Source organism: uncultured Aquimonas sp. (assembly GCF_937888285.1).
Lineage (GTDB): Bacteria > Pseudomonadota > Gammaproteobacteria > Xanthomonadales > Xanthomonadaceae > Aquimonas.
This window is the reverse complement of the sequence record NZ_CALART010000002.1, coordinates 18918-45661: the sequence shown is the minus strand read 5'-3', so window position 1 is coordinate 45661 and position 26744 is coordinate 18918. Positions and strand designations below refer to the sequence as shown.

At 68.7% G+C, this 26744-nt stretch carries 20 protein-coding genes and 1 tRNA gene; 12 read left to right on the top strand and 9 right to left on the bottom strand.

The features are described from left to right. Nucleotides 1-15 precede the first annotated feature (15 nt). The 5 genes from eno to Q0654_RS00240 all read right to left on the bottom strand — a co-directional run bounded on the left by eno (nucleotide 16) and on the right by Q0654_RS00240 (nucleotide 5305). Complete coding sequence (gene eno / locus Q0654_RS00260; protein WP_298849285.1) at nucleotides 16-1308, bottom strand: phosphopyruvate hydratase; 1293 nt, start codon at nucleotides 1306-1308, stop codon at nucleotides 16-18. Further along, nucleotides 1305-1919, bottom strand: a complete 615-nt coding sequence (locus Q0654_RS00255) for a hypothetical protein (protein ID WP_298849283.1) — start codon at nucleotides 1917-1919, stop codon at nucleotides 1305-1307. The genes eno and Q0654_RS00255 overlap by 4 nt, the downstream gene beginning before the upstream one ends. Next, nucleotides 1916-2746, bottom strand: coding sequence for a 3-deoxy-8-phosphooctulonate synthase (gene kdsA / locus Q0654_RS00250; RefSeq protein WP_298849282.1), 831 nt, complete (start codon nucleotides 2744-2746; stop codon nucleotides 1916-1918). Before kdsA ends, Q0654_RS00255 begins: the two co-directional genes overlap by 4 nt. Further along, nucleotides 2743-4398, bottom strand: coding sequence for a CTP synthase (locus Q0654_RS00245; protein WP_298849280.1), 1656 nt, complete (start codon nucleotides 4396-4398; stop codon nucleotides 2743-2745). Before Q0654_RS00245 ends, kdsA begins: the two co-directional genes overlap by 4 nt. A 238-nt stretch (nucleotides 4399-4636) precedes the next feature. After that, the gene (locus tag Q0654_RS00240; protein ID WP_298849279.1) at nucleotides 4637-5305 is read right to left on the bottom strand and encodes a hypothetical protein; all 669 of its coding nucleotides are present in this window, start codon (nucleotides 5303-5305) and stop codon (nucleotides 4637-4639) included. Between the two features lie 154 nt (nucleotides 5306-5459). On the opposite strand from Q0654_RS00240, the gene Q0654_RS00235 reads away from it, so the two are divergent. Beyond that, nucleotides 5460-6815 (top strand): FAD-dependent oxidoreductase, encoded by a 1356-nt coding sequence (locus tag Q0654_RS00235; protein ID WP_298849277.1) that lies wholly within the window; start codon nucleotides 5460-5462, stop codon nucleotides 6813-6815. Between the two features lie 269 nt (nucleotides 6816-7084). Here Q0654_RS00235 and rlmB read toward each other — a convergent pair whose 3' ends face one another. Together rlmB and rnr are read right to left on the bottom strand one after the other, a co-directional pair. Then, on the bottom strand, nucleotides 7085-7813 hold the full coding sequence (gene rlmB, locus Q0654_RS00230; RefSeq protein WP_298849276.1) for a 23S rRNA (guanosine(2251)-2'-O)-methyltransferase RlmB: 729 nt from the start codon (nucleotides 7811-7813) through the stop codon (nucleotides 7085-7087). A 9-nt stretch (nucleotides 7814-7822) separates the two neighbouring features. Continuing rightward, nucleotides 7823-10231 carry a ribonuclease R gene (gene rnr / locus Q0654_RS00225; RefSeq protein WP_298849274.1) on the bottom strand — a complete coding sequence of 803 codons (2409 nt, stop codon included), beginning with the start codon at nucleotides 10229-10231 and terminating at the stop codon, nucleotides 7823-7825. Nucleotides 10232-10351: 120 nt separating this feature from the next. Here rnr and Q0654_RS00220 point away from each other — a divergent pair. After that, nucleotides 10352-10436, top strand: a tRNA-Leu gene (locus Q0654_RS00220). A gap of 321 nt (nucleotides 10437-10757) precedes the next feature. Here Q0654_RS00220 and Q0654_RS00215 read toward each other — a convergent pair. Then, entirely contained in the window at nucleotides 10758-11237 is a 480-nt protein-coding gene (locus Q0654_RS00215; RefSeq protein WP_298849273.1) for a peptidylprolyl isomerase, read from the bottom strand. Nucleotides 11238-11322: 85 nt separating this feature from the next. On the opposite strand from Q0654_RS00215, the gene Q0654_RS00210 reads away from it, so the two are divergent. The 7 genes from Q0654_RS00210 to Q0654_RS00180 all read left to right on the top strand — a co-directional run bounded on the left by Q0654_RS00210 (nucleotide 11323) and on the right by Q0654_RS00180 (nucleotide 22379). After that, entirely contained in the window at nucleotides 11323-11811 is a 489-nt protein-coding gene (locus tag Q0654_RS00210) for a C40 family peptidase (protein ID WP_298849343.1), read from the top strand. Nucleotides 11812-12103: 292 nt separating this feature from the next. Beyond that, the gene (locus tag Q0654_RS00205; protein ID WP_298849271.1) at nucleotides 12104-13432 is read left to right on the top strand and encodes a DEAD/DEAH box helicase; all 1329 of its coding nucleotides are present in this window, start codon (nucleotides 12104-12106) and stop codon (nucleotides 13430-13432) included. A gap of 231 nt (nucleotides 13433-13663) precedes the next feature. Next, nucleotides 13664-13939: a DUF6116 family protein gene (locus tag Q0654_RS00200; protein WP_298849270.1), complete on the top strand. Its 276-nt coding sequence runs from the start codon at nucleotides 13664-13666 to the stop codon at nucleotides 13937-13939. A gap of 14 nt (nucleotides 13940-13953) precedes the next feature. Beyond that, a complete protein-coding gene (locus tag Q0654_RS00195) occupies nucleotides 13954-14724 on the top strand; it encodes a TatD family hydrolase (RefSeq protein ID WP_298849268.1) in 771 nt (256 codons plus the stop codon). A gap of 238 nt (nucleotides 14725-14962) precedes the next feature. Further along, nucleotides 14963-17551: a glycoside hydrolase family 3 protein gene (locus Q0654_RS00190; protein WP_298849266.1), complete on the top strand. Its 2589-nt coding sequence runs from the start codon at nucleotides 14963-14965 to the stop codon at nucleotides 17549-17551. Between the two features lie 309 nt (nucleotides 17552-17860). Beyond that, nucleotides 17861-20536, top strand: a complete 2676-nt coding sequence (locus tag Q0654_RS00185) for a TonB-dependent receptor (protein WP_298849264.1) — start codon at nucleotides 17861-17863, stop codon at nucleotides 20534-20536. Nucleotides 20537-20813: 277 nt separating this feature from the next. Further along, on the top strand, nucleotides 20814-22379 hold the full coding sequence (locus tag Q0654_RS00180) for a sodium/sugar symporter (RefSeq protein WP_298849262.1): 1566 nt from the start codon (nucleotides 20814-20816) through the stop codon (nucleotides 22377-22379). Nucleotides 22380-22412: 33 nt separating this feature from the next. Here Q0654_RS00180 and Q0654_RS00175 read toward each other — a convergent pair whose 3' ends face one another. Further along, nucleotides 22413-23438: a LacI family DNA-binding transcriptional regulator gene (locus tag Q0654_RS00175; RefSeq protein WP_298849260.1), complete on the bottom strand. Its 1026-nt coding sequence runs from the start codon at nucleotides 23436-23438 to the stop codon at nucleotides 22413-22415. Nucleotides 23439-23554: 116 nt separating this feature from the next. Here Q0654_RS00175 and glk point away from each other — a divergent pair, with 116 nt between their 5' ends. From glk to Q0654_RS00160, 3 genes are read left to right on the top strand one after another with little or no spacing between them, the layout of a single operon-like run. Then, nucleotides 23555-24568, top strand: a complete 1014-nt coding sequence (gene glk, locus Q0654_RS00170) for a glucokinase (RefSeq protein ID WP_298849259.1) — start codon at nucleotides 23555-23557, stop codon at nucleotides 24566-24568. Next, nucleotides 24565-25335 carry a sugar-binding protein gene (locus Q0654_RS00165; RefSeq protein ID WP_298849257.1) on the top strand — a complete coding sequence of 257 codons (771 nt, stop codon included), beginning with the start codon at nucleotides 24565-24567 and terminating at the stop codon, nucleotides 25333-25335. The genes glk and Q0654_RS00165 overlap by 4 nt, the downstream gene beginning before the upstream one ends. A gap of 22 nt (nucleotides 25336-25357) precedes the next feature. Then, entirely contained in the window at nucleotides 25358-26737 is a 1380-nt protein-coding gene (locus Q0654_RS00160; protein WP_298849256.1) for an MFS transporter, read from the top strand. Nucleotides 26738-26744 lie beyond the last annotated feature (7 nt).

Below are 26744 nucleotides of genomic sequence, written 5' to 3'. Positions count from 1 at the left end.
GGCCGGGCCGGAATCTCAGCGGAAGTGCTTCAGCTGCGGGAAGGCCGCGCGACCGGCGTAGCGCGCGCCGGCGCCCAGCGCTTCCTCGATGCGCAGCAGCTGGTTGTACTTGGCCACGCGATCCGAGCGGCACAGCGAGCCGGTCTTGATCTGGGTCGCGGTGGTGGCCACCGCGATATCGGCGATGGTGGTGTCCTCGGTCTCGCCCGAGCGGTGCGAAATCACCTGCGCGTAGGTGGCGGCTTCCGCCATCGCGATGGCCTCCAGCGTTTCGGTGAGCGTACCGATCTGGTTGACCTTGATCAGGATGGCGTTGCCGATGCCCTTGGCGATGCCCTCGCGGAAGATCTTGGGGTTGGTCACGAACAGGTCGTCGCCGACCAGCTGCACGTTCTCGCGCAGGCGCGCGGTGAGACCCGCCCAGCCGTCCCAGTCGTCCTCGGCCATACCGTCTTCGATGGTGATGATCGGGTACTGGCGGGTCCAGCCGGCGAGGAAATCGGCGAACTGTTCGGACGACAGGCGCTGGCCTTCGCCGACCAGCTGGTACTTGCCGTTCTCGTAGAATTCCGATGCCGCGCAGTCGAGGCCGAGGTAGATGTCCTCGCCGGCGCGATAGCCCGACTTGCCGATCGCCTCGAGAATGACCTCGACGGCTTCCTCGTTCGAGCGCAGGTCCGGCGCGAAGCCGCCCTCGTCGCCCACGGCCGTCGACAGCCCGCGGCCCTTCAGCACCGACTTCAGCGCGTGGAAGATCTCGGTGCCCGCACGCAGGGCCTCGGCGAAGCTCGGCAGGCCGACCGGCAGCACCATGAACTCCTGCATGTCGACATTGTTGTCGGCGTGCGCACCGCCGTTGATGATGTTCATCATCGGCACCGGCAGCACCGCTTGGCGATCGCCCAGCAGATGCGTCCAAAGCGGCAACCCGCGCGCCGCCGCCTGCGCATGCGCATTGGCGAGCGACACGCCGAGCAGCGCGTTGGCGCCGAGGTGGCTCTTGGTCTCGGTGCCGTCCAGCGCGATCATCCGCTGGTCGAGCCCGGCCTGGTCGGCGCCGTCGAAACCGCGCAGGGCGTCGTTGATCGCGCCGCGCACATTGGCCACCGCGCGGGTCACGCCCTTGCCGAGGTAGCGCGTCCGGTCACCGTCACGCAGCTCCACCGCCTCGCGGGTGCCGGTCGACGCGCCCGAAGGTACGGCGGCGCGGCCGACCTGGCCGGATTCCAGCGTGACTTCGGCTTCCAGCGTGGGATTGCCGCGGGAGTCGAGGATTTCGCGGGCGTGGATGCTGCGGATCGTGCTCATGGCGTCTCGGGTTCCGTGGAAAGGGATCGAAGGGTGGCGCGGACTTCTGAAAGCTCGCTTGAATCCGGACCGCTGGACGTTCGGTAGGCACCGAGCCCGAACGAACCGGAGAACAAGCCTACGAAGTGTCGGCCGAACTCGGGATCAGGTGGCTGGAGGACAAACACATAGTCCCAACCTGGCAGAAGACCCAGGCTGCAGTTTCCGGCCGCGAACGGAAGATCGTACACAGGGCCATTGGCGGCGGGCTTGCCCTTCAAGGTCTCGATCAGCCGGTAGGAGGCCTCGATCAGGGGCTCATTACGTTGAGCCTCGTCGAGTTCTGCGCGAGCCTCTGGGGATAGCACTTCTTCGGTAGCTATCTCGCGAGCGACGGTGACGCGGGCAACGAAGACCGACTCAGCGGACTCAAGCTGCTGCCTGAGCGAAGGCGCGCCGCCCTTCATGCTGCAGGCACCCGCCTGCGCGAAGGGCAGCATCAGTCCCAGCACGGCAGCGAAGCCGGCAGCGGCACGGCCGCCCGCCTTCGACAGCAGCGCTGCCGGCCGTACTCGGGCTTGCACGCTTTCGGCTGAACCACTGCTCATTGGCATCGACAGGCGCCCGCTCAACCCATCTCGATGAAAGGCCGCTTCTTCACAACCCGGTCGAGCTCGACCAGGCTTTCGAGCAGCTCGGCCATGCGGCCCAGCGGCCAGGCGTTGGGGCCGTCGGACAGGGCGTTCTCGGGGTCGGGGTGGGTCTCGGCGAACAGGCCGGCGATGCCGACGGCGACCGCGGCGCGCGAGAGCACCGGCACGAACTCGCGCTGGCCGCCGCTCTTGCCGCCGGCGCCGCCGGGCAACTGCACCGAGTGGGTGGCGTCAAACACCACGGGGCAGCCGGTGTCGCGCATCACGCTCAGACTGCGCATGTCGCTGACCAGATTGTTGTAGCCGAAGCTCACGCCGCGCTCGCAGGCCATGATCTGGGTGTTGCCGGTGGCCTTGGCCTTGTCGGTGACGTGCTTCATCTCCCAGGGCGAGAGGAACTGGCCCTTCTTGATGTTCACCGGCTTGCCCGCACGCGCTACCTTCTGGATGAAGTCGGTCTGCCGGCACAGGAAGGCCGGGGTCTGCAGCACGTCGACCACGCTGGCGACCTCGTCCATCGGGGTGTACTCGTGCACGTCCGTCAGCACCGGCACGCCGAGCTGACGTTTCACTTCGGCCAGCACCTTCAGACCTTCTTCCATGCCCGGGCCGCGGAAGCTGGTTGCCGAGGTGCGGTTGGCCTTGTCGAAGCTCGACTTGAAGATGAAGGGCACGCCCAGCTTGGAGGTGATTTCCTTGAGCGTGCCGGCGGAGTCGATCTGCAGCTGCAGGGACTCGATGACGCAGGGCCCGGCGATCAGGAACAGCGGCTTGTCCAGGCCGACTTCAAACCCGCAGAGATTCATGCGCTGGCCTCCTTCGCGGCAGCCGCCTTGTGTTCGCGCGCGGCGCGGATGAAGCCGATGAACAGCGGGTGGCCGTCGCGCGGGGTCGAGGTGAATTCAGGATGGAACTGGCAGGCCACGAACCAGGGATGCTGCTCGCGCGGCAGCTCGACGATCTCGACCAGCAGGTCGTCCATCGATTTGCCGGCGATCACCAGGCCCGCGTCCTCCAGCTGGGTGCGGTAGTAGTTGTTGAACTCGTAGCGGTGGCGGTGGCGCTCGCCGATCACGTCGCGGCCGTACAGGTCGCGCGCGCGGGTGTTGGGCTTCAAGCGGCATTCCTGCAGGCCGAGACGCATGGTGCCGCCAAGGTCGGAGGCCTCGGTGCGGCGTTCCACTTCACCGGTCGAGGTGCGCCACTCGGTGATCAGGCCGATCACCGGATGCGCCACGTTGCGATCGTTCTCGGTGGTGTTGGCGCCGGCCAGACCCGCCACGTTGCGGGCGAAATCGACCACGGCCGCCTGCATGCCGTAGCAGATGCCGAAGTAGGGAATGCCCTGCTCGCGCGCATGCTGCACGCTGCGCACCTTGCCCTCGAAGCCGCGGTCGCCGAAACCGCCGGGCACCAGGATGGCGTCGACGCCGGCCAGCACCGACACGCCCTCGCGCTCCACGTCCTCCGACTCAATCCACTTGAGACGCACCCGCGTGCGCTGACGCAGACCACCGTGCTTGAGCGCCTCGCCCACCGACTTGTAGGCGTCCTGGTGGTCGACGTACTTGCCGACCACGGCGACGGTGACTTCGTCTTCGGGATGGTCGACCGCATCGATCACTTCCAGCCAGTCGCCCAGCTCGGCCGCGCGCTTGGCCGGCAGGTGCAGCTGGCGCACCACCAGCTCGTCGAGCTGCTGCTCGTGCAGCCAGGGCACGATGCTGAAGATGTTGGCGACGTCGATGACCGAGATCACCGCCTTCTCCGGCACATTGGTGAACAGCGCGATCTTGCGGCGCTCGCCTTCGGGCAGGGGCTGCTCGCTGCGGCACAGCAGCACGTCCGGCTGGATGCCGATGCTGCGCAGCTCCTTCACCGAGTGCTGCGTCGGCTTGGTCTTCAGCTCGCCGGCCGCGGCGATGTAAGGCACCAGGGTCAGGTGCATGAACAAGGCTTTCTCGATGCCGCGCTCGCTGCGGATCTGGCGGATCGCCTCAAGAAACGGCAGCGACTCGATATCACCGACCGTGCCGCCGATCTCGACCAGGCCGACGTCGTAGCCCGCGGTGGCGGCGTCGATGCAGCGCTTGATCTCGTCGGTGATGTGCGGGATCACCTGCACGGTAGCGCCGAGATAATCACCGCGGCGCTCCTTGCGGATCACGTTCTCGTAGATGCGACCGGTGGTGATGCTGTTCATGCGGCCAAGCCGCGTGCGCACGAAGCGCTCGTAGTGGCCGAGGTCGAGGTCGGTCTCGGCGCCATCGTCGGTGACGTAGACCTCACCGTGCTGGAAGGGGCTCATGGTGCCGGGATCGACGTTGATGTAAGGATCCAGCTTCATGAGGGTCACGCGCAGGCCGCGCGATTCCAGGATGGCCGCGAGTGCGGCCGAAGCGATGCCCTTGCCAAGCGAGGACACCACGCCACCGGTGACGAAGATCAGGGGAGTCATGGGGGAACACGCAGCGGGAAAACGCAATTCTACAGGCGGAAGGCGCGGCGCGCCTCAGGCACCGCCCGGCAGCGACCCTTCATTCAGCGCCAATCCTCTGACGCTCGCTGTGGCCGAGCGCTCGACGACCCACTGCCTCGCGTGAGTCCGGGACCAGATTCCCCGCCCGAGAGGCACATGCTCAAGGCGTAGGCGCGCAGCGATCGGGCAGACGTCCGCCGGGCGTCGCCGCCTCCTGCTACCAGCCTTGCGCATTGAGCAGCGCCTGCGTCTCCGCATCCGCCGGGCGCGCCACCAGCCCGCCGCGCGGCCCCAGGCTGACGCTGTAGCGCGCCTGGTCGACCAGCGGCAGGTAGGCACCGCTGCCGAAGTCGGCATCGACGAAGTCGAGGTACTGCGGAAACTGCCGGCGCAGGGTCCACAGGTCCGGGAAGGCCTGTGCGCCGAGCTCATGCACGCTGCGCGCAGCCTCGCGCTCCTGGGCGACATCGACGTAGCGCGAAGACAGCCGCTCAAGCCGGTACAGCGAAGGCGCGCCGGCCAGCAGGGCCGGTAGCTTCCAGCGCAGCACGCGGGCGTCGAGCTGCCAGTGGTCGCCGTGCAGCTCGAAGCGCTGGCGCTGGCCGTCGGGCGTATCCAGCTGGACTGCGTAGTGCTGCGGAGCAAGCTGTTGCACTGAAAGGCTGGCCACCTCGGCGTCCTGCAGCAGGCGGGCGTAGCCGAACAGGGCAAGGCCTGTTCCCCCCAGCAGCAAGGCCAGAAGCAGCAGCACGGCGGCGGCGAACGCGCGGAGCAACCGCGCGCTCCAGCCATTGGCGCGCTTCAAACGCAAAGCCAGCAGCGCCCCCAGACACAGCGGCAACAGGGCGGCCAGCAGCAGCCAGAGAGCGGGCTCGAACGGGGGCATGGGTGGATCTTAGCCGAGGTCGGCAGCCGGGCTGCCCGCCTCGCCAGCGTGTTCCTGCCGCGGGGCGCTGCGCGCGCCGAGCGACGGCGAACGCGTTCGAAAGTACCGCCATGCCACTCTTTCGGCCATCTCAATGAGAGAGGAAGGAGCTTGCATGCAGTACGACTACGATCTGTTCGTCATCGGCGGCGGCTCCGGCGGCGTGCGCGCGGCCCGACTCGCGGCCAAGGCCGGCGCGCGCGTGGCGCTTGCAGAGCCATCGCACTACGGCGGCACCTGCGTTGCACGCGGCTGCGTGCCAAAGAAACTCATGAGCTTTGCAGCCGCGTACGCACAGCTGCTTCGAGAGGCACCCGCTTATGGCTGGCCAGTCGGCGCGGCGCACTTCGACTGGCCTGCCTTCCGTGGCCGGCTTCGGAACGAATTGACTCGCCTGGGCGTGCTCTACCGGCAGCGCCTGGTTGAGGCGGGTGTCGCGCTCTACGAGCAGCACGCGCGCCTGATCGGCACCCAGCGTGTCGCGCTCGCGGATGGGAGTGTCCGCAGCGCGCGCGAGGTGCTGATCGCGACGGGCGCGCAACCGCGGCGACCCGGCTTCCCGGGCGCCGAGCTCGCGCTGGTGTCGGACGACGTGTTCGATCTGGAAGCGCTGCCGGAATCCATCCTGATCGTGGGGGGCGGCTACATCGGCTGCGAATTCGCCAGCCTGTTGAACGGTATGGGAGCAAAGGTCAGCCTGTGTCACCGCGGCACGCAGCTACTGCCGGGCTTCGACCGCGAGGCCAGCACGCTGCTGGCCGAGCACCTGCACGGCGCCGGCGTATCCCTGTGCCCCGACGCGGACGTGGTCGAGATCACGCGACACGGGAACGAGCTCGAGGTGCAGGGCGCGAGCGTCGGTCCGCGCCGCTTCCGACAGGTGTTGCTGGCTACCGGTCGCGCTCCAGCAACGGCTGGCCTCGGACTCGATCTCGTGGGCCTCAGCCTGGGCCCGAACGGCGAGGTGCCGGTAGACGCGCGCTCACGCACGGCCCTGCCCTGGCTGCACGCACTCGGTGACGTGACCCGGCGGGTGAGCCTGACGCCCGTGGCCATCGCCGACGCGGCCGCATTCGTTTCCACCGTGTTTGAAGAACGCCCGCAGGCGGTCGACCACGAACTGGTGCCGACAGCTGTATTCACCCAGCCGGAGCTGGGCAGTGTGGGGCTCAGCGAGGAACGGGCCGCAGCCTGTGGCCCTGTCGAGGTGTATTCGACGCGCTTCACGCCGATGCGCTCGGCCTTTGCAGGGGAACGCGACGAAGCGCTCATGAAACTCAGCGTCTGTGCGAAGACAGGACGCGTGCTCGGCTGCCAGATCGTCGCCCCTGGCGCCTCCGAGATGATCCAGCTGGTCGCAGTCGCCCTGAAGGCAGGCGCCACCAAGGCGGACTTCGATCGCACCATGGCCCTGCATCCCAGCCTTGCCGAAGAGCTTGTCACCCTGCGCACGCCGATGCGCCGGCACTGAGGCAAGGCTGAAGAATTCAGCGTCGTCGCGCGCCACGGAGGGCGCGCCCGCGGATCGAGCACGCGATCCTTTGATCCCGCGCAACCGAAGATCCCGCGCAACCGAGCAAAGCGAAGGCGTCGCCGGGTCGCTGCGTCGCGACCGAACGCATCCGGACAGGTGCCGGACGCGCGGCCACGGATGGAGGCCTGGAGGGATTTCGTCCTTGTTGCCCCAAGGCTCGCGCCGGCGCGGCCGGAGCCAGCCCAAGCCAGGGACCTCGCCCCGGGTCAGCCGCGCTGCCGCAGCGCCTCGAACAGGCTGATGCCCGCCGCCACCGACACGTTCAGGCTCTCCATGCCCGAGGCCATCGGGATCTTGGCGAGGTAGTCGCAGTGTTCGCGGGTCAGGCGCCGCAGGCCCTCGCCCTCGCCGCCCATGGCGATCGCCATGGGCCCCTTGAGATCAACGCTGTACAGGCTGGCCTCGGCCTCGCCAGCCAGGCCGACGATCCAGATGCCGGCGTCCTGCAGCTCCTTCATGCAGCGCGCGAGGTTGGTGACGCGCACCAGCGGCACGCGCTCGGCGCCGCCGGCGGCGACCTTGCGCGCCGTCGGCGTCAGCGTGGCGGCGCGGTCCTTGGGCACGATGACCGCAGTCGCTCCCGCGGCGGCAGCCGAGCGCAGGCAGGCACCGAGGTTGTGCGGGTCCTGCACGCCGTCGAGGATCAGCAGCAGCGGCTTCGCTGCCGCTTCGATCAGGCCTTCGAGGTCGCGCTCGTCGTAGATGCGGGTGGACTGCACGCGGGCGATCACGCCCTGGTGGCGCGCGCCCGCCGCCTGGCGCTCGATCTGGTCGAGCGGCACGAAGCGCAGGGCGATGCCCGCGGACTTGGCCGCGCTGCCGATCTCGGCCAGCCGCGGGTTCTTGGCCTTGCCGTCGATCAGCACTTCGGCAAGGTCCTGCCCCGCTTCCAGCGCCGCGGCGACGGCATTGATGCCGGCGATCCAGTCACTCATGCGGCATGCTCACTTGCTGATCCCGACTTTCTTCGACTTCTTGCCGCCCTCGACCAGGCGGAAGTCGATCTTGCGATCCTCGATCGAAGCGCGAAGCACCAGCACGCGCACCTTGTCGCCGAGCTGGTGCACGCGGCCCTGGCGCTCGCCGCGCAGCAGGCGCTGGGCCGGGTCGAAGTGGTAATAGTCGTTGGGCAGCTGGGTGACATGCACCAGGCCGCTGATCTTCGACTCATCCAGCTCGACGAACAGGCCGAAGCTGGTGACTCCGGCGATGGTGCCGTCGAACTCGGCGCCGACGTGGCGCTCCATGAAGGCACAGCGGTAGCGCTCGTCGACTTCGCGCTCGGCTTCCTCGGCGCGACGGCTGCGTTCGCTGCACTGCAGGCTGAGCGCGGCCATGTCGTGGGCGGCGTACAGATACGTGGAGGCGCGGCCGCCATTGAGTGCGTGTTTGATCGCGCGGTGCACCAGCAGGTCCGGATAGCGCCGGATCGGGCTCGTGAAGTGGGCGTAGGCCTCCAGCGCCAGGCCGAAATGGCCGATGTTCTCGGGCTGGTACACGGCCAGCGCCTGCGAGCGCAGCAGCACGGTCTCCAGCAGCTCGCAGTCGTCGCGCTTGCGGATCTTGCGCAGCAGGGCGGTGTAGTCGGCCGGGGTCACCTTCGACCACTCCGGCAGCTTCAGGCCGAAGCCCTTCAGGAACTCCAGCAGCTCGCCGTACTTCGACTCCGGCGGCCGGTCGTGCACGCGGTAGGGCGCGGGCATGGACTTCTTCATCAGGAACAGCGCGGCCTGCACGTTGGCCGCGATCATGCATTCCTCGATCAGCTTGTGCGCATCGTTGCGCGGCTGCGGCGCGGCCTGGATGACCTCGCCCGCCGGGCCGAGCCGGAACTCGACCTCGGTGCTCTCGAACTCGATGGCGCCACGACGCTGCCGCTGCGCGGCGAGCACGTGGTAGAGCGCGTACAGGTTCTCGACGTGCGGCAGCACGCCGCCGAGCTGGGCGCGCGCGCCTTCGTCCTGCTCGCCCACCGCGTTCCAGACCTGGGTGTAGGTCAGGCGCGCATGCGAGCGCATCACCGCCTCGTAGAAGCTCGACTTGGTGACCTCGCCCTCGGCATTGATGCGCATGTCGCAGACGAAGCACATGCGGTCGACTTTCGGGTTCAGCGAGCAGATGCCGTTGGACAGCGTCTCCGGCAGCATCGGCACCACGTAGCCGGGGAAGTAGACCGAGGTCGCGCGCTTCTGCGCCTCGTCATCCAGCGGCGTGCCCGGGCGCACGTAGTGCGAAACGTCGGCGATGGCGACGACCAGGCGATAGCCGTTGCGGGTGGTCTCGCAATAGACCGCATCGTCGAAATCGCGCGCGGTCTCGCCATCGATGGTGACCAGGGGCAGATCACGCAGATCGACGCGATCGCCGATCTCATGCGCGCCGACCTCCAGGCTGACGCCAGCCGCCTGCTGCAGCACCTCCTGCGGCCACACATGCGGAATGTCGTGGTCGTGGATGGCCATCTCCACCGCCAGCGAAGCGGTCAGCGCCTCGCCCAGGGTGGTCAGCACGCGGCCCATCGGCAGACGATGCGAGGACGGCGCCTGGGTGATCTCGCAGACCACGATCTGGCCCGAGCGCGCGTCGCCGCGCGCGGTCGGGGGGATCAGGATTTCCTGGTGGATGCGGCGGTCGTCGGGCACCACGCTGGCGATCCCGTCGTTCTCCTGGAAGCGGCCGACCAGCCGCTGGGTGCGGCGCTCCAGCACCTCGACGATGGCGCCTTCCGGACGACCGCGACGGTCGAGCCCGGTGATGCTGACCAGCACGCGATCGCCATGCAGCACCTGACGCATCTGCATGGGCGGCAGGAAGACATCGTCGCCGCCACCGTCGCGACGCAGGAAGCCGAAGCCATCCGCGTTGGCCAGCACCACGCCGGCGATCAGGTCGAGCTTCTTCGCCGGCGCATAGCCGCCGCGGCGGTTCACCAGCAGCTGGCCGTCGCGCAGCATGGCGCGCAGCCGATTGCCCAGCGCCTCGAAGCGCTCGGGTGCGGTCAACTGCAGATCGGCGGCGAGATCCTCGGCCGTGACCGGCTCGCCCTTCTCCTCAAGGTGCTGGAGGATGGCCTCGCGGCTGGCGATGGGGTTTTCGTACTTGCTGGCCTCGCGCTCGGCATAGGGGTCGGAGACGCTCGGCTGCGGCAGGCGACCGCGCGGGCGCGGCAGAACCGCATCCGGAGAGGCCTTGCGCGAGGGCGGCGGCGGCAGCGGCGCCGGTGGCAGGTCGGGCAGCCAGGGCGCCGGCTTGGCGGACTTGCCGCGCGGCTTGGCAGGGCCAGCGGGCGCGCCGCTCTGGGACTTCGATCCACCGCCGCGACGCGGGGTGGGCTTGCTTGGACGTTTGCTCATCCGTGCATGGTACACGCGGCGCAAATTCGATCGCGCCACCCCGTTGACAGCCGCAATCACGATCCGTAAAGTGCGCGGCTCTCCGGTGCTGCAACGCAAGGCGCGCACTGCGGGACACCTGCCCAGGTGGCGGAATTGGTAGACGCACTAGTTTCAGGTACTAGCGGGGCGACCCGTGGAGGTTCGAGTCCTCTCTTGGGCACCAGATTGAAGACAGAAGGCCCGCTCGCAAGAGCGGGCCTTCTGCTTTTCAGGCCATTGAAGCTGAGACTGCAGACGCCGCTTCGACTTGCGCGCAGCTTCGCCGCGGCGACCGGGGCAGCGGCATCGAGAACTGGATTGGCAGCTCGCAAGCCCGGGCCTTGCGCCGTCCCCCATCCGACGCTCCGGGCGTGCTTATCGATCGGAAAGGGCGGCGAGCTGCAGGCCTCGGGCCTCAACGCTTCGCGAATCCCCAATCCCGAATCGCGAATCCCGAATCCCCAATGAAGCTGCCCCCGCCGCGCAGGCGGAGGCAGCAGGGCAATCAGTGCCGCACGCCGCCTTCGCCGTGCACATGACCGTGATCGATCTCCTCGGCGCTGGCCTCGCGTACCTCGATGATCTCGATGTCGAAGCTGAGCTGCTTGCCGGCCATCGGGTGGTTCAGGTCGATGTCGACCACGCTCATGCCGACCTTCTTGATGGTGATCGGGCGCGGGCCCTGCTGGGTCTGCATCATCACGGTCTGGCCCACGGCCAGGGGCATGTTCTTGAAATGCTTCTTCGGCACGCGCTGGGTCAGCTCGGGGCGGTAGGGGCCGTAGCCTTCTTCCGGGCTCACTTCGGCCTGCACCGTGTCGCCGGACTCGCGGCCCGCGAGCGCCTTCTCGACGCCGGGGATCAGGCCGCCCTTGCCGAACAGCACGGCCAGCGGCTCGCCGACGCTGCGCGAGCTCTCGACTTCGCGGCCGCCTTCGGACACGGTGTAATGGAAACGGACGACGCGGTTTTCTTCGACTTTCATGCTGGGGTCTTCGCTGGTGATCGGATTGGACGCAACGCGCAAGGATAGCCGCCGCTCGGGCCTGCGTCACGGCGCGCCGCGCTGGCTGTTGGGCCTGGCCCTGCTCGCACTGGTCGCCTGCGGCTCGGCGCCGAAGCGTCCGCAGGCGCCGTCGAGCCCATCGCCGCGGGCCGATCACGGCCGCGCAGGCGTGGTTGGCCATGCCGCCCAGGACGTGCTGTTCCTCGCCATCTCGCTGGTCGGCACGCCCTATCGGTATGGCGGCAACACGCCTGCCGGTGGCTTCGACTGCAGCGGCCTCATCGGCTATGTGTTCCGCCAGGCTGCAGCGCTCAGCCTGCCGCGTACCACCCGCGAACTGCAGGCCATGCGCGGACGCGACGTGCGCCGGGCACAGCTTGCGTCGGGCGATCTGGTGTTCTTCGGCAGCCGCGGCCGGGTCAACCATGCGGGCATCTATGTCGGCGAGGGCCGCTTCGTGCACGCGCCGAGCAGCGGCGGCACGGTGCGGCTGGATGCGCTGGATGGCCACTACTGGCGCGATCACTACCTCGGCGCCAAGCGCATTCTGTGAACGGCGAGGCCTCCGTTCAGCAGAGTTCACACGAATTGAAGTGACCCGGGGCGGCGCGTGCTGTAGTCTCCGCCACGCCCCGAGGTGCCGTGCGCTCTCCCCAGGGCCTCAAGTTTCCCTCACCGGCCAGAGGCCGCATGGAAACCGCCGGGTCCAGCCGCCGCCCTTTCCCCTCCTCGGAGCTGTCCTCGACGCGGTGTTCGCGTTGACGGTCGCAGGCGAATCCTCGCCGTTCGATCCATCCCTTGAGCGCGGTTGCAGGGAGCGCTCGGGACCTCCCACGGAAGTTCCAATGTCCTTTGAAACCCTCGGGCTCTCCAGCCCGCTGCTGCGCGCTTTGTCCAATCTCGGCTACACGCAGCCCACCGAAATCCAGCAGCAGGCCATCCCGCTGGTGCTGGAAGGCCGCGATGTGCTGGCCGGCGCCCAGACCGGCACGGGCAAGACCGCGGCGTTCGCACTGCCGCTGCTGCAGCGTCTGGCCGGCGGCCAACCGGCGCAGGGCAAGCGCCCGCGCGCGCTGGTGCTGACCCCCACCCGCGAACTCGCGGCGCAGGTGCAGGAAAGCATCCGCGACTACGGCAAGCAGCTGCGCATCCGTTCGACCACCGTGTTCGGCGGCGTCGGCATGAGCCCGCAGATCGATGCCCTGCGCCGCGGCGTCGACATCCTGGTCGCCACGCCCGGCCGCCTGATCGACCACATGGGCCAGGGCACGATCGATCTGTCGCACATCGAAGTGCTGGTGCTCGACGAGGCCGACCGCATGCTCGACATGGGCTTCCTGCCGGCGATCAAGCGCATCGTCTCGCGCGTCCCGCACACCCGCCAGACCCTGCTGTTCTCCGCCACCTTCGCCGACCCGATCCGCGAGCTGGCCCAGCAGTTCCTGAAGAATCCGTCGGAAGTGCAGGTCACCCCGCGCAACAGCACCGTGGCGATGATCGAGCACGTCGTCTACCCGGTCGACACCGCCAAGAAGCGCGACCTGCTGCTGCATGTCCTCAGCGAGGACAGCCGCCGTCAGACGCTGGTGTTCAGCCGCACCAAACACGGCGCCGACCGGCTGGTGCGCCAGCTCGAAGCCGCGGGCCTGCGCGCCGCCGCGATCCACGGCAACAAGAGCCAGGGTGCCCGCACCAAGGCCCTGAGCGACTTCAAGTCGGGCCGCATCAGCACCCTGGTCGCCACCGACATCGCGGCCCGCGGCATCGACATCGACCAGCTGCCGGCGGTGATCAACTTCGACCTGCCGATGGTGGCCGAGGACTACGTGCACCGCATCGGCCGCACCGGCCGCAACGGCAGCACGGGCCACGCGATCTCGCTGGTCTGCCACGAGGAAGTCGGCCAGCTGCGCGACATCCACAAGCTGATCGGCCGCGAGATCCCGCAGCAGGTCATCGCCGGCTTCGAGCCGAGCCATGCCCTGCAGGTCAATCGCCCGGCTCCGCGCCCCTCCGGCGCCCCGCGCCCGCAGGCCCGTCGCGGCGGCGGTGCCCGTCCGGGCAGCGGCGGTCGTCCGGGTGGACAGGGCGCCGGCGGCAACGCGGCACCCAAGGGCAACGGCCCGCACGGCGGCCAGCCGCGCCGCGCCCAGAGCGGCGATCGCAGCCGCTGAGTCGAGCCGCGCTCGCGGAGTTCGCGCTGACATCGCTGAACACCAGACAGGCCCGCCATGTGCGGGCCTGTCACGTTGTGGGCGACGGGCAACTCAAGAGCCTCGCCACGCGCGGTTCAGCGCACGGAAGCGCGCCTGCGCGCTGGTCGCGCTAACCTCGGCGGGCGAGCAGGACGTGCACGCGACGCGCTCCCGAATCTCGAATCCCGAATCCCCGATCCCGGCTCTCCCATGCCCCGATTCCTCATCGCCCTGCTGCCGAACTTCCTGCGACGCCGCCTGCAGCGCCTGCGTTTTCCGCAGCTGGCGCTGGCTACCGCGACGCTGTTCCTGCTCACCCTGTTCGTGCCCGATCCCCTGCCCTTCGTCGACGAACTGCTGCTGTTCTCGGCCACCCTGCTGCTCGGCAGCTGGAAACAGCGACGCGGCGGCAACGCTCAGGAAGGCGCTGATGTTCCGCCGCGCGCGCCGATCGAGGGCGAAGCCCGCCGCGTCGACAAGGCCTGAGTCGCGAGCCCCACGTGCAGCTGATCGACAGCCACTGCCATCTGGATGCGCCGGAGTTCGATGGCGACCGCGGTGCGGTTCTCGCACAGGCGCGCGCCGCCGGCATCGTGGCCCAGGTGATCCCAGCGGTCACTGCAGCCAGCTGGCCTGGCCTGCGCGAACTCTGTGCGAGCGAGCGCGATCTGTATCCCGCTTATGGGCTGCATCCGATGTTCCTCGCCGAGCACCGGCGCGAGCATCTCGACCTGCTCGAAACCTGGCTGCACAAGGAACAACCGGTCGCGGTCGGCGAGTTCGGCCTCGATTTCTACGTCGAGACACTGGACCCCGCTGAACAGCAGCACTACTTCGAGGCGCAGCTCACGCTTGCCGCTGCGGCCGGACTGCCGGTGATTCTGCACGCGCGTCGCGCGGTCGAGGCCACGCTGATCGCGCTCAAGCGCTATCGCGGCCGCCTGCGTGGGGTGGTGCACAGCTACGCTGGCAGCGCCGAGCAGGCGCGCCAGCTGTTCGACCTCGGCTTCCTGCTCGGCATCGGCGGGCCGGTGACCTACCCGCGCGCGCAGCGCTTGCGCGAGCTCGTCGCGACGATGCCAATCGAGTTCCTGCTGCTGGAATCCGACGCTCCCGACCAGCCGCTGATGCCCTACCGCGGCCAGCGCAACCTGCCCTCGCGCGTGGTCGAGGTCGCGGCCTGTATCGCCGCACTGCGCGACACCAGCATTGGGTCCGTTGCGGAACAGTCCAGCGCCAACGCGCGCCGCCTGTTCGCCCTGCCCGGCTGAACTTTCGCAGCCGCGCCCAGCGAGCGAAGAAAGGATACCGCCCGCGCGCGCTGGCTCTACTTGCCTCACCAGACACGGTGCTCGGAGGCCAGCACCTCTCCTCGAGCCATAGTGATCCGATTGCGAAGAAAGTGATTGACAGCGATGTCAGTTTGGGCAAAGTTAGCGTCCACGGCGCATCAAGACGCCAGCGGCATCCGCGCACCGCGGATGCGTTCCAAGTGGCGGGAGGGACATCGTGAATCCACCAGTTTCGGCCGGCTGCCACGCGCAGTCCGCGGCGCGGGAGCGTTTGGCCCGACGCCTGAACAAACAGGCCCGAGGCCTGTCGATCGGCGCTGCGGCGGCCTGTGCGCTGCTGTCGGCGGCAGCCGCTTGGGCAGGTCCGGATAGAACCGCGGAAGTCGACCCGGCACAGTGGCCGCAGACGCAGGCCGGCCTGAAGCGCGAAGACGCGATTGAAGCGCGCGTGGCCGAGCTGCTGTCGCGAATGACGCTCGAAGAAAAGGTCGGCCAGCTGATCCAGGCCGACATCGGCAGCATCCGCCCCGAGGAGCTGCGCCGCTATCCTCTGGGCTCGATCCTCGCTGGCGGCAATTCCGCGCCCGGCGGCAAGGCCTTCGCTACCGCGCAGGAATGGCTGGCCCTGGCCGACGCCTTCCACGCTGCCAACGCCAGCCGTCGCGGCACCGCGATTCCGCTTCTGTTCGGCATCGACGCCGTGCATGGCCACAACAACGTTGTTGGCGCGACCCTGTTCCCGCACAACATCGGGCTGGGCGCGACGCGCGACCCCGCGCTGGTTGGACGCATCGCCGAAATCACTGCCCGCGAGCTGCGCGTGACCGGCGCCGAGTGGACCTTCGCCCCCACCCTCACGGTCCCGCGCGACGACCGCTGGGGTCGCAGCTACGAAGGTTTCTCGGAAGATCCCGCCGTGGTGGCCAGCTATGCCGCTGCCGTCGTGCATGGCCTGCAGGGCGTGCCCGGCCGCTCGGATTTCCTCGGCGAGCAGCGCGTGCTGTCCGCGGCCAAGCACTTCGTCGGCGACGGTGGCACCGCCGATGGCCGCGACCAGGGCGATACCCGCGTCAGCGAGGCCGAACTGCGCGACATCCATGCGGCCGGCTATCCACCGGCCATCGCGGCGGGCGTGCAGACCGTCATGGCCAGCTTCTCCAGCTGGAATGGCGTGAAGCTGCACGGCCATCGCGGCCTGCTCACCGATGTCCTGCGCGGACGCATGGGCTTCGACGGCTTTGTGGTCGGCGACTGGAACGGCCACGGCCAGGTGCCCGGCTGCACGCCGACCGACTGTCCGGCCTCGATCGAGGCCGGCGTCGACATGTTCATGGCGCCGGACAGCTGGCGTGATCTGTACAGCAACACGCTGGCCGCCGCGCGCACCAAGCGCCTCAGCCCCGAGCGCATCGACGAGGCGGTCGCGCGGATTCTGCGCGTGAAGCTGTCTATGGGCCTGATCGACGCGCCCAAACCGTCGGAACGCGCGCTCGGCGGGCGCTTCGAGCTGATCGGCGCGCCGGAACACCGCGCCGTGGCGCGCGAGGCCGTGCGCCGTTCGCTGGTGCTGCTGAAGAATGCCGGCCAACTGCTGCCGCTGGATCCAAAGCGGCGCATCGGTGTGGCCGGCGATGGCGCCGACAGCGTGGCCAAGCAGAGCGGCGGCTGGACCCTGACCTGGCAGGGCACTGGCACCCAGCCCTCCGATTTCCCCGGCGCGACCTCGATCTGGCAAGGGCTGCGCGCGCAGGTCGAAGCCGCTGGCGGACAGGCCGAGCTGGCCGTCGACGGCCGCTTCCAGCAGCGCCCGGATGTCGCCGTGGTGGTGTTCGGCGAGGATCCCTACGCCGAATTCCAGGGCGATGTCGACACCCTCGCCTACCGCCCCGACGACCGCCGTGACCTCGACCTGCTGCTGCGCCTGCGCACCGAGGGCATTCCGGTGGTCGCGGTGTTCCTGTCGGGCCGCCCGCTGTGGGTCAATCGCGAGCTCAATGCCTCCGATGCCTTCGTCGCTGCTTGGCTGCCGGGCAGCGAGGGTGCTGGTGTCGCCGATGTCCTTCTGCGCGCGGCCGATGGCGAGGTCCAGCACGACTTCCACGGCCGCCTTTCGTTCTCCTGGCCGGCGCGCGCGGACCAGTACACCCTGAACGTGGGCGATGCCGACTACGCCCCGCTGTTCGCCTTCGGCCACGGCCTGCGCTACGGCCAGGACGGCGAGCTCGCCGCGCTGCCCGAGGACATCGACCTGTCGGCCGTGACCCGCAGCGGCCAATGGTTCGCGCGCGGCGCACTGGCCGCCGGGGCGCGCTTCGAGCTGGTGGATTCGCAGGGCAGCCTGGGCGTCGTCGGCAACGGCCCCGCACGCAGCCCGGCGGGTGCCGTAGAACTGCGCGCGGTCGACCACCTCGCCCAGGAGGACGCCCGTGCGCTCAGCTGGAGCGCGAAGGGCGCACTGCGCCTGCAGCTGGACGAGCCCGTCGACATCGAGCGCGAGACCAATGGCGACGTGCGCCTGCTGGTCCGGCTGCGGCTGGACGCTCTCGGGGATGAAGGACTGCGGCTCGGCATGGGCTGCGGCGAGGGCTGCGCGGCCAGCGTCGATCTGGGCACGCGGCTTGGCGCCGTGCGCGGACAGTGGCTGCGCGTCGGCCTGCCGCTGAAGTGCCTGCGCAGCGGTGGCCTCAAGGTCGACCGCGTGGATGCGGCGCTGCAGCTCGAAGCCGGCGCCGGCACCGCGCTGCGCATCGCCACCGTCGAACTCGGCACCGATGCCGAGCTCGTGCTGGCCTGCGGCAGCGAGTAAGGGCAACGCTGAAGGATTCAGCGTTGTCGCGCGCCATGGAGGGCGCGCCCATGGGTCAAGCACGTAAGTGCTCGATCCGGCGAAAGCGAGTCCGGACATGTGCCGGACCGGCTTCCACTGATCAAGGCCAGGAGGGACTTGATCTGTGCCTAAGGGATCTGCGCCACGCCCGGGGGCGTGACGGAACACAGCGCGAACGGGCTCAGGCCCGTCGCACAAGAGGATTCCCGCCGCGACGCGGCGGGTGTTTGGGGCAGTCAACAGGGCGCACGGGCGAACACAGCCGCAGGCGCCGGGAGGGGATCGACAATGCGCAGCACTCAGTACCAGGGCCGGCCGACGCCGCGCCGTCATCGTCTGGCCGTCGCCACGGCCGTGGCACTCACCGCGATCGTCCTCGCCGGCCCGGCCGGTGCGCAGGACAGCGAGCGTGATAGCGAAGAGCGCGCCAAGGAACTCGACACGATCACCGTGACGGTCGATCGCCGCGAGCAGGACATGCAGAAGTACGCAGGCACGGCCCAGGCCTTCACCGGCGACGAGCTGCGCTCGCTCGGCATCAACAACGAGCTGCGCAACGTGCAGACCGTGATTCCCGGCTTGAGCATCGCCAACCAGGAAGGCAACGTCGAGATCTTCATCCGCGGCGTCGGTTCGTCCAACAACACCGAGCTCGGTGATCCCGGCGCGGCACCGCACATCAACGGCGCCTACATCGCCCGGCCGCGCGGCCTCGGCGCGATGTTCTTCGACGTCGAGCGCGTCGAGGTCAACAAGGGTCCGCAGGGCACCGTGCGCGGGCGCAACGCGCTGGGCGGCAGCCTCAACATCGTCACTGTCAAGCCGCAGCTCGGCGAGACCAGTGGCTACGCACTGGGCGAGGTCGGCAGCCGCGACCATGTCGGCGGTGAGTTCGGCCTGAACCTGCCGCTGGGCAGCACCGCGGCCCTCCGCCTGTCCGGCTACCACGTCGAGAAGGAGACCTCCTACAAGAACGTGGGCGATCCCTCGCTCAAGCCCGCCGGCTACCAGAACGAGGATGCGGCGCGCCTGTCCTTCCTGTGGGAGCCGAACGAGGCCCTGCGCGTGTTCCTGATGGCCGACTACGGCCAGGAAGGCGGCACCGGCTACCCCGGCGCCAACATCTATGGCGCAGCGCTGGAGGGCTTCAACCCGGACGACATCAACCTGCGCGAGGTCGTCTACTACGGCATCCAGGGCACGCTGGACTCGACCAACAAGGGCGTGATGGGCAGCCTGTCCTACGACTTCGGCGGCCTGCGCGTCGAGTACAACACCTCGTTCCGCGACGTCGATTTCACCCAGACCAATGCCAACAGCGCCGGCGTGACCTGGCCCGGCCGCAACCTGGAGCCGCGTCCGCCCGGCAGCGGCGACGCCACGCGTCCGGACTACGACCTGTTCTCGACCAACTACTGGGAGACCCTGTCGAAGTCCTACACCCATGAGCTGCTTCTGTTCTCGCCCGACTCCGCGCGCTTCCGCTGGACCGCGGGCGGCTTCTACTTCAAGGAAGACCAGCAGGTCGGACTGTTCTCGCTGGCCGACAAGGGCGTGTTCTACTCGGGCACCGAGTTCACCATGCCCGACGTCAACAGCGACTCCTGGGCGGTGTTTGGCGACGGCACCTTCGACGTCACCGACAGCTTCCGCCTGAAGGGCGGCCTGCGCTACACCGACGAATCGAAGTACCGCTACGGCATCGGCGGCAACTGGACGATCGGCCTCGGCGCCGAGGACGGCTGCTGCTTCTCGGTGCGCCTCGGCACCCCGGGCTTCCTGCCGGCGCTGACCCGGCGCCCGAACTTCGATGTCCGCAACATCACCAGCAATGCCGATCGCGCTCGCTTCCTGCTGCAGGGCATCCTCGCCGCTGGCCGCAACGACACCATCTTCCAGCAGATCGGCCCGATCGCCGACGGCACGAATCCCAACGGCGGCTGCGTGGATCGCCCGGACACCGGTGGAGGCAACCTGAGCTGCACGCCCAGCGGTTCGCATCCGTGGATCTCGCTCGGCATTCCCTCTCAGCAGGAGGGCAGCAGTGAGTTCACCTTCAACGATTTCCGGCTCGGCTTCGAGAAGGATCTGTCGGATGACCATCTCTTCTACGGCACGGTCTCGACCGGCCACAAGTCGGGCGGCTTCAACGACAGCTTCGACATCAACGTGATCCCGGAGACCTACAAGCCGGAGAAGATCACCGCCTTCGAGCTGGGCTCCAAGCAGAGCTTCGACTTCCGTGGCCGTCGCTCGACCTTCAACGTCGCCGGCTTCTTCTACGACTACCGCGACCAGGTCTTCCAGGACCTCACCGCGATCGCCTTCAACCCGGAGACCGGCGAAGCCACGGGCTTCGCGCTCGCCAATCGCAACGTCGGCAAGTCGCGGATCATGGGCGTGGAAGCCGAGAGCATGCTCAGCCTCTCGCGCGACTGGACGCTGACCTTGAACGCCCTGCTTCTCGACACCGAGATCAAGAGCGGCGTGGTCGCCGACGTCCGCAGCATCGACTACGGTCTGGGCGGCATCACCTCCGAGATCGACCTGTCGGGCAACGAGCTGCCGCTGTCCTCGAAGCTGACCTTGAACGCGCGACTGCAGCACATGTTCGACCTCGGCAACGGCGTGTTCGACTGGCAGATCCTGGCCAGCTACCGCTCGGCCTACTACCTCACCCAGTTCAACAACCGCGACGTGGTGTTCGTGTCCGACACGGCGGGCACGGTCTCGCGCGTCGAGGACGCGGCAACCGCGGGCTTCCCGGACCGCCAGAGCGCGTACACGACGATCAATGCCGGCGCCGGCTACACCCCGGCCAACAGCAGCTGGCGCTTCGAGCTGTGGGCCTCGAACCTGCTGGGTGACGATGTCTCGCAGAAGGCCCTGGTCGGTTCGCAGCTGAACATCCGTTTCCTGAACGATCCGCGCACCTACGGCCTGCGCGTGCGCTACCAGTTCTGAGGTGCCGGGCGCCGCTTGCGCGGCGCCTCAGATCGGCTGGGGCTGTGGAACGGTCGACGCCAGGGACGGCGTGACCGACGCCAGGGGCGCATTCGCCTTTCGCGAGCCTGCGATTTCCGGATGGCCGGTATCGGCGAGCGCGATACCGGCCGCAGCAGATGCAGTTGCCACAGCAGCGACAGCCCGCTTTGCCATCGGCGCGGAGTGCTCCCCGTCTCCGCGCCGCCTTTTTCGACCGCCTGCCGCCGGGGCCGCACACCCGGGCCAAGGAGCTACCGTGTCCGCACTCTCGACCCTCGACCTGGCCGTGGTCGCCATCTATGCGGTCGGCCTGATCGGCCTCGCCACCTGGATCTCGCGCGAGCCCGCCGGCCATGAGCGAACTGCCAACGACTATTTCCTGGCCGGCCGCAGCCTGCCCTGGTGGGCGGTCGGCGCCTCGCTGATCGCCGCCAACATCTCCGCCGAACAGATCATCGGCATGTCGGGTTCGGGCTATGCCATGGGGCTTGCCATCGCCAGCTACGAATGGATGGCGGCGATCACCCTGATCCTGGTCGGCAAGTTCATCCTGCCGGTGCTGCTGCGCTCCGGCATCTACACCATGCCGCAGTACCTGGAACAGCGCTACGACCGCAGCGTCAAGACGGTGATGGCGGTGTTCTGGCTCGGCGTGTACGTGTTCGTGAACCTCACTTCGGTGCTGTGGCTGGGCGCGCTCGCCATCAATGCGCTGACCGGCCTCGACATGACGTCAGGCCTGCTCGCGCTGGCGGCCTTCGCACTCGCGTATTCGCTGTACGGCGGCCTGCGCGCAGTGGCGATGACCGACATCATCCAGGTCGTGCTGCTGGTGCTAGGCGGACTGATCGTCGCCTGGATCGCGCTGGACCGCGTCGCCGAGGGCGCCGGCGCCTGGGCGGGTCTCGCCACCATGTACGAGCGCATGCCCGAGCGCTTCGACATGATCCTCTCGCCCGACAACCCGCAGTACGCCAACCTGCCGGGGCTGAGCGTGCTGCTCGGCGGCATGTGGGTGATGAACCTCTCCTACTGGGGTTTCAACCAGTACATCATCCAGCGTGCGCTGGCCGCCGGCAGCCTGAAGGAAGCCCAGAAGGGCATCCTGTTCGCCGCTGCGCTGAAGATGCTGATGCCGCTGATCATCGTCGTGCCCGGCATGGCGGCGCTGTTCCTGGCGCCGGATCTCGCCAAGCCTGACCAGGCCTATCCGGAGATGATGAAGCTCGCCCCCGCGGGCATCCGCGGCCTGATCTTCGCTGCCCTGATCGCCGCCATCGTGTCATCCGTGGGCTCGATGATGAACTCGGTCGCCACCCTGTTCACCATGGACCTGCTGCACCAGTTCAGGCCCCGGACCAGTGATCGTGGCCTGGTGCGCAGCGGCCGCATCGCCGGCGCCGTGGCCCTGCTGCTGGCGGTGATCTGCGCGCGCCCGCTGCTGGGCGGCTTCGAGCAGGCCTTCCAGTACATCCAGGAGTTCACCGGTTTCTTCACGCCCGGCATCTGCGCGATCTTCCTGCTCGGCGTCTTCGTACGGCAGACGACAGCGCTCGGCGCGCTCGCCGCGGCGCTCGGCTCCTTCCTGCTGTCGATCGCAGCGCGCATCTGGCTGCCCGAGCTGCCGTTCATGGATCGCGTCGGCTACGTGTTCCTGGCCTGCTGCGCGATCGCGCTGGGCATCTCCGCCCTGCAGGGCTGGAAGGCACAGCCGAAATCGCAGGCGCTGCCCGAGGGCGGCTTCGCGACCACCGCCGGCTTCAATCTCGGCGCAGTGGCGGTGAGCGCGGTGCTGATCCTGATCTACGCGAGCCTGGGCTGAGGTCGCGTCGTGGATCTCGAAACGAATTGCCGGTCAGCGTTTGCCCCGGCTGCTCACGCGCTGCCTGGGCGCTGGGCCGGTGCTTGCGCGCAGGCACAGGCTGTAGGGCAGCTGCCGCATGCCCGCCTGCGCCGGGTCGCGCATGCACTTGAGCAGCTCGGCGGCAGCACTCGCCCCCATCTCGCGCGCAGGCTGCCGCACGGTGGTCAGCGCGGGAAAGATCTGGTGCGCGATCGGGATGTCGTCGAAACCGCAGACCGACAGCTCGGCGGGAATCGAGAGACCGCGCTCCAGCGCCACCCGCACCACACCCGCGGCCATGTCGTCGTTGGCAGCGAAGATCGCAGTCGGTGGCTGCTCGAGATCGAGCAGCATGCGCGCGGCCTGCATGCCCGAATCGAAAGAGAACTCGCCCTGCACGACCAGCGCCGGATCGAACTCGATCCCGGCGTCCTGCAGGGCATCGCGATAGCCGTCGACACGCCAGCTCGAGGCGCCGTGCGCGACATGGCCGCGGATGTGCGCGATCCGACGATGACCCAGGTCGACCAGATGCCTGACCATCTCGCGCGCCGCCTGGCGCTCGTCGAAGGTCACCCCGCAGCCCTCCGGCTGTTTGGGCGAAATGCAGGCGAAGGGCACGCCGAGCGTGCGCAGATGGGCCAGCAGCGCGTCGTTGTCGGTCAGCGGCGGCGTCAGCACCAGGCCACCTGGCCGCGACTGCGCGATCAGCGAGTCCACCTCGCGCAGCAAGTCATCGCGGTCGAAACGCAGCGGACACAGCAGGGTCTGGTAATGCTGGGCCTGGCAGGTGTCGAGCACGCCGCTGATGATCTCCATCAGATAGCTGTCCGACGGGTTGTCGTAGACCACGCCGATCAGATACGAGCGACTGGCGGCGAGGCTGCGCGCGGAAGGGTCAGGCCGGAAGTTCAGCTTCTCGATCGCCGCGCGCACGCGCTCCTGCGTCTGCGCGCGCACGTTCGGCTCGCTGTTGATGACCCGCGACACCGTCTTCGGCGAGACGCCGGCTGCAGCCGCGACATCATCGATGGTCACCCGACCGCCCATAACCCCCCATCCCCGTTTGCCGCCCGCCGTCGTGATGACAGCGATATCGGTGCGCAAGCATACCCGCGCCATCGCCCCGGCGCGTCGTCCAGGACCCCATCGCGATGAGCCTGCTGCTTGAATCGCGCCGCGACGCCGCGGCCGCGGCGCACCTGCGCTGCCTCGCCGCCGACATCGGCGGCACCAACGCCCGCTTCGCGACCGCCGCGTTGGGCGAGAACGAACGGGTCAGGCTGGCCGCGCAGCGCAGTCTCAAGGTCGCCGACCACGACGGCATCGAGTCGGCGCTCGACGCCTATTTCTCGGCCAGCGGCGAGCCCGTGCCGGAGCGCGCGGTGCTGGCGGTGGCGGGGGCGGTGCTGGACGACCAGGTGATCCTGACCAACAGCCGCTGGAGCTTCTCGATCCAGGCGCTCAAGCGCCGCATCGGCTTCCGCGAGCTGCAGGTGATCAACGATTTCGCTGCCGTGGCCTGGGCGGTGCCAGGTTTGAGCGAAGCCGATCTGCATCCGATCGGCGATGCGCCGGGCGCCGCCTTCGACACCGCCGCGGTGCAGGTGGTGCTGGGCCCCGGCACCGGTCTGGGTGCTGCGGCAATACGGCGTGACGCGCGCGGGCTGGCGGTGCTGGAAACCGAGGGCGGACACGCCAGCTTCGCCCCGCACGACGAGCGCGAGATCTTCATCCTGCGCTTCCTGCAGCGACGCTACGGCCGTGTCTCCTACGAGCGTCTCCTGTGCGGAGAGGGCCTGGTCAACCTGCACGATGCCTGCGTGCATATGGCGCGCGGGCGCGAGATGCGTCTGCACGATTCCACCGCGGTGGTGGCCGCGGCCCGTAACGGCGATCCCGACGCGCGCAGCGCGATCGATCTGTTCTGCAGCATCCTGGGCCGCTTCGCTGGCGACGCGGTGCTGCTCTACGGCGGCTGGGCGGGGGTCTATCTCGCCGGCGGCCTGCTTCCGCACGTGCTGGACGAGCGCGGCGAGGCGCTGTTCCGCGCAGCTTTCATCGACAAGGGCCGCTTCACCCCGCTGCTGGCGCGGACGCCAACCTTCCGCATCGGCAGCACCGATGTCGGCACCCTGGGAGCGGCGCGCGTGGGTCTGCTGGGATGAGCCAGCTCATTCACGGCGTGAGACTCGCGCTTGCCCTGTCGATAGCGTCGGCCGGCTGCAACGGCGCTCCGCAGACAGAGTCGAATCCGCGCATGGTGCACGTTGCCGCCGAAGCGCCGTTGATCGACGGTCATGCTGAGGAAACCGTGTGGGCTGCGGCAGAGTGGCGCGCACTCACGCATGCTCCGGTGGGCTCGACGCCGGACGATGCAGCCGACTTCAGCGGCCGCTACCGCCTGCTCTGGCGCGAAGATGCGCTGTACCTGCTGGCCGAGATCCGCGACAACGTGCTCAGCGATGGCGAGCCCGACCCGCTGAAGAACTACTGGGCCGACGACGCGCTGGAAATCCTGGTCGACGAGGACGCCAGCGGGGGCGATCACAAGACCAGTCACAGCGCCTTCGCCTATCACGTTGCACTCGACGGCCAGGTAGTCGACATCGACAGCGCGGGCGAACCGATCCTGCTGAACGACCATGTACAAGCGGTGTGGCGACGCAGTCAGGGCGCACCACATCTGCTGGTCTGGGAGGCGCGGATCCGGCTCTATCCTGATCCAGCAACGCTGGCGACGGGCGAGGTGTGGCAAGCGCGCCCACTCAACGCGGGTGACGTCATCGGCTTCGCCCTCGCCTGGTGTGACAGCGATGCGCCCGGCGAACGCAGCCGACTGATGGCCGATGTCGACGTGCCACCGATCGAAGGAGACCGCAATCGCCTCTACCTCGACGCCGGCGTGTTCGGTCGCATCCGGCTCGTACCCTGACGTCCGGGCCATGGACACGCCCGTGAGCCCAGCGCCATCGCCCGCCGATCGACAGGCCCGCCTGCGCTGGGGCGAGCGCCTCGGCTACGGCGCCGGCGATCTCGGCTTCAATCTGTACTGGACGACCATCGCCTCCTTTCTGGCGGCCTTCTACACCGACGTGTTTGGCCTCGGCGCTGCGGCCGCCGGCACCCTGCTGTTCGTCACTCGCCTGTTCGATGCCGTCACCGACCCGCTGATGGGTGCCGTCGCCGACCGCACGCGCACGCGCTGGGGGCAGTTCCGGCCCTGGCTGCTGGTCGGCGCGCTGCCGCTGGCGGTGATGGGCGTGGTCACCTTCAGCACGCCAGACCTGGACGAGGACGGCAAGCTGGTCTGGGCCTACGCGAGCTTCACCGGGCTGATGCTGGCCTACACCGTGCTCAGCACGCCCTACTCCGCACTCAGCGGCGTGATGAGCGCGCGCAGCGAAGAGCGCACGACGCTGAACAGTCTGCGCTTCCTGTTCGCCTTCGGCGGCGGCGCCCTGGTCAACAAGTTCACCCTGCCGCTCGTCGACCTGCTTGGCAACGGCGATCCGCAGCGCGGCTGGCCGCTGACGATGGCCCTGTATGGCGTGATCGCCTGCGGCCTCTTCGCGCTGACCTTCGCCAGCACGCGGCAGCGCATCGCACCGCCGCCCGCGCAGACGAGCTCGCCGGCCACCGACCTGCGCGATCTCCTGCGCAACCGCCCCTGGCTGATCCTGTTTGGCCTCGCCATGCTGATCATGCTGACGATCACCCTGCGTGCCGGCTCGGCCTACTACTACTTCACCTACTGGCTGAAGCGCCCGGATCTGCTGCCCGACTATCTGCTCGTGCAGATGCTGGCCTATGCCGCGGGCGCCGCGCTGGCGCCGCTGCTGATCCGTCTGTTCGACAAGGCACGCCTGCTGGCGGTGCTGATGCTGATCGTGGCGACACTCTCGACCGCCTTCTGGTTCGTCGGCCCCGAGCACATCGCGCTGATCTTCGCGCTGAACATTCTGATCAGCCTGGCGCTGGGGCCGAAATCGCCGCTGACCTGGTCGATGTACGCCGACAGCGCCGACTTCGGTGAGTGGCGACACGGCCGCCGCGCCACCGCGATGACCTTCGCGGCGGCGACCTTCTCGCAGAAGCTTGGGGGCTCGCTGGGCTCGGCGGCCCTGCTGTGGGTGCTGGCCGCCATCGGCTATGCCGCCAACCAGGCCCAGAGCGGCGCCTCGGAAGCCGGCATCCAGCTGCTGCAAACCCTGGTGCCCGGCGTGTTCGCCCTGCTCGCCGCTGCTCTCGCCTTCGCCTACCCGCTGAGCGGCGCGCGGCTCAAGCAGATCCAGCAGGAGCTGCAGGACCGCGATGCCGCAGCTGCCAACCCGTAAGCCGCCG